Source organism: Spiroplasma sp. Moj (assembly GCF_016082285.1).
GTDB lineage: Bacteria > Bacillota_I > Bacilli_A > Mycoplasmatales > Mycoplasmataceae > Spiroplasma > Spiroplasma phoeniceum.
Genome location: NZ_MQTY02000111.1, coordinates 1 through 3,161 on the forward strand (window position 1 = coordinate 1; position 3,161 = coordinate 3,161).

The 3,161-nt window shown below is 24.2% G+C and carries 2 protein-coding genes; both read left to right on the top strand.

All coding sequences use genetic code 4. The annotated features are described in order from the left end of the window. Positions 1–643 (top strand): hypothetical protein (locus tag BST80_RS04715; protein WP_415746188.1); only part of this gene is annotated, 643 nt, incomplete at its 5' end. A gap of 19 nt (positions 644–662) precedes the next feature. Beyond that, on the top strand, positions 663–1,211 hold the full coding sequence (locus tag BST80_RS04720; protein WP_415746189.1) for a lipoprotein: 549 nt from the start codon (positions 663–665) through the stop codon (positions 1,209–1,211). Positions 1,212–3,161 lie beyond the last annotated feature (1,950 nt).

Here is a 3,161-nt window from a genome sequence, read left to right on the forward strand (position 1 = left end):
AAAATTAGGTAATAGTTATAAAGAACAAATTAAGTTTAGATTATTAGAATTAAACCCACAATTAGACACAACAAAAATTAATGTTAAAAGTATTACAACAAGTAATGCTAAAGTTAATTCAAATGATATAAATATTTATACTGGTGAAATAGTCGTTAATTATTCTCGGCCAGTAAAATCAGTTTTTAGAAACACTGAATTAGGATTAATTAGAATTAATGGTGTTAATAAACCAACAGAACAAGAAATTAAAAATAAAATAAAAGAATTAGATAACAGTTTAGAAAGTATTATAAATGATTTTGAAGTTAGTGATATAACACCCACAAATGCAAAAATAACTTTTATAAGAAAAGATTTTTTAAGTGGTGAAGTAGTCGTTACTTTTATATCTAATATTAATTTAAATAAAATTATTACAAATAATAATTTAGGTGAATTTAAAACTGAAAATTTATCTAATCCAACAAAACAACAAATTAAAAATAAACTAAAAGAAATGTATAACAATCTAGATATCACAAAAATTAACGTTAAAAATATTAGTAATAACAATGCAATTATCAATTCTTTTGATACAAATACTTATATGGGGAATATAAATGTTAATTATACTGTTTCAATAAGTTCACTTAATTGATAATAAAAGAAGAAATAATCAAATGAAAAGATTATTAAGTATTATTGGTGCAATATCATTAGTAGGAACAAGTACAACCAGTTTAGTTGCTTGTAATACACCACAAGAATATACACCGAAAGAATTAGCAAAATTAAAAGAAGAAAACAAAGTAAATACAAAAAATAAAGAAATTAGAGATAATTTAGAATGAATAGCACAACAAGAAAAACCATTCAATACGGTTGATAATAAATGATATTATGTAATATGACGCGGCAAAAAGCCAGGGAATAAAAATGATAATTGAAAAATTATTAAGTTTAAACATTTTGAATTAAAAAATGGAAAAGAATTTGATAAAGTTATATTTGATAATGCTAATTGAACTAGATTAGAATTAAGAAATGATTTTGGGAATTATTTTGATTTATATATAAGATATTTAGCACATTTAGGACTCATTCCTTTATCTTGAAGACAAGATAAAGGTGGTAATTTTATTAAATCAGTTTATCGTTGAAATTTAGATACTGAGAAACCCGATTTAATTATTGATAATGCTGGTAATGTAAAAGTTAATGGAGAATAAAAAAAGAGATGTAAATCTCTTTTTATTTATCTTGGCTTAAATGTAATTTTAACAGGGTTATCACTTTTATTTCTAATACCTAAAACATTTGGGTTAGAAACATCTAATATAATATCTTTATCATTACCTCAATATTTAGATTTATTCATTGCAGTTTTATCATAATAAAAACAAAATAAATGTGTAAATACTTTTTTTGAAAATTTAATTTTCAATTTTACATCATTAGTATAATATGCTTGTAAATATAATTCTTTAATTTTATCATCAACTTTATTAGACAATGATGTTATTTGAAGTAAAAAATTAATAAATGCCCCAGTTTTAGATATATATCGATTATAATAATCATAATTTGGTAATCCATTAGTTTTAAAAGTATCAAGTGTTTTGATATCATTGGTTATTTCTTTTGTATTTATTGTAAAAGTATTTGGGAAATTAACTTTATCAGTTTGTGAATAACCACTTTCTTTTAAAGTTATATCTATTAATGAATATAAATAATTTTTACAACTAGAATAACCAGCAGATAAATTAACATTTCTATCGGGAATAAAATTCTCTATATTTGCTTGTGCACATTCAACTTGTAAATTACCTAAATTACTTATTTCTATTGTTTTATAAGCATCTTGAAATTTACTGATACTTTGAATTGTTGGGTCAATTTGTTTTAAATCAATTTCTACCTCATAATAAGCATCGTTATAATTATTATTAAATAAATTAATATAATCATCAAATATTAAAGATTTAGCATTAGTACATTGTGCTGGTGCTGTAATTTTAGTTTTTAATGGTAGTACTACATTAGATGGCATAATATCTTTTGTATAAACTTGATAGTTATATGGTACTGGTGGTAAGACATATTGTGGGTAATTAAATGTTGGTATTTCATAATCATGTGGGAGCAAGAAACTAGTTTTATAATTAGTTGTCATATCGCGTAAATAATTATTTAATGTACTTTTTGTTTTACCACGAAAAATTCATACTGATAAGCGTAAATAATCTTCTTCATTATTGGTATACGGGTTATCAGCATAAAAGATAATTTCAAAATTACCTTTATATAATGCTTGGATTGAAAACATATCAATTATATAACTACAATTTGTCCCATCAGGTGTTTGTAANAATTCGCAATCATTATCTTTTTCACTATCACTAACTGGTGTTTGAGCGTCAATTGCTTTGGTTTGTTCATTAATTAAATAAACTCGGTTAGTTTTTTCATTTAATTGTTTTAAATTATAAGTTGAATAAACTAGTTCACTTGTTTGTTTACCATCTTTAGTTAAAACAGTGCCTTTGCATTTATCAGTTAATAAAGTTGTAAACCCTAAACTAGTGGCATTTGCTCCAAAGATAGCACCAACTTTATCATTACCTTGTTCTCTAAATATTTCAAATGGTAAATAACCTTTCCCTTTTGAGTTATCAGACCAAAATGCATCATTATAAAAGCTATAAATATTAGCACTCATAAAACCATTAAGTCATTGGAAATTAGGTCAAGTTTTTTCATCTTGGTTAATTACTCATCCTCATGGAATACCAAATGAAATAAAGTTTAAGAACTTACCAACTCCGCCTGGTATCGTAAAAGGATTAAATACTAATTTTTGCGTATAGTTTAAGGGTAATATTGTAATTNNNNGATNTAATAAAATTANTTTTATTCAAATAGATTTTTTAATATGGCCAGAAAGTTATATATGTAATATTTAGAAAGCATTATAATGCATATTTGTTCACTTATCATGGAGCATATCAAATTTGTACGTCATGAGTCCACAATCTAATGCATTAGCGCTTGAAGCTGTCCCTTATAAATCTATAAAAAATGTTTACTATGTGAAAGACCGAGAGTAGAGTCTATTCACTTAGTAACCAACTCATGTACGAGTAAATATGTTAATATATATTTGTATACGTTTATCT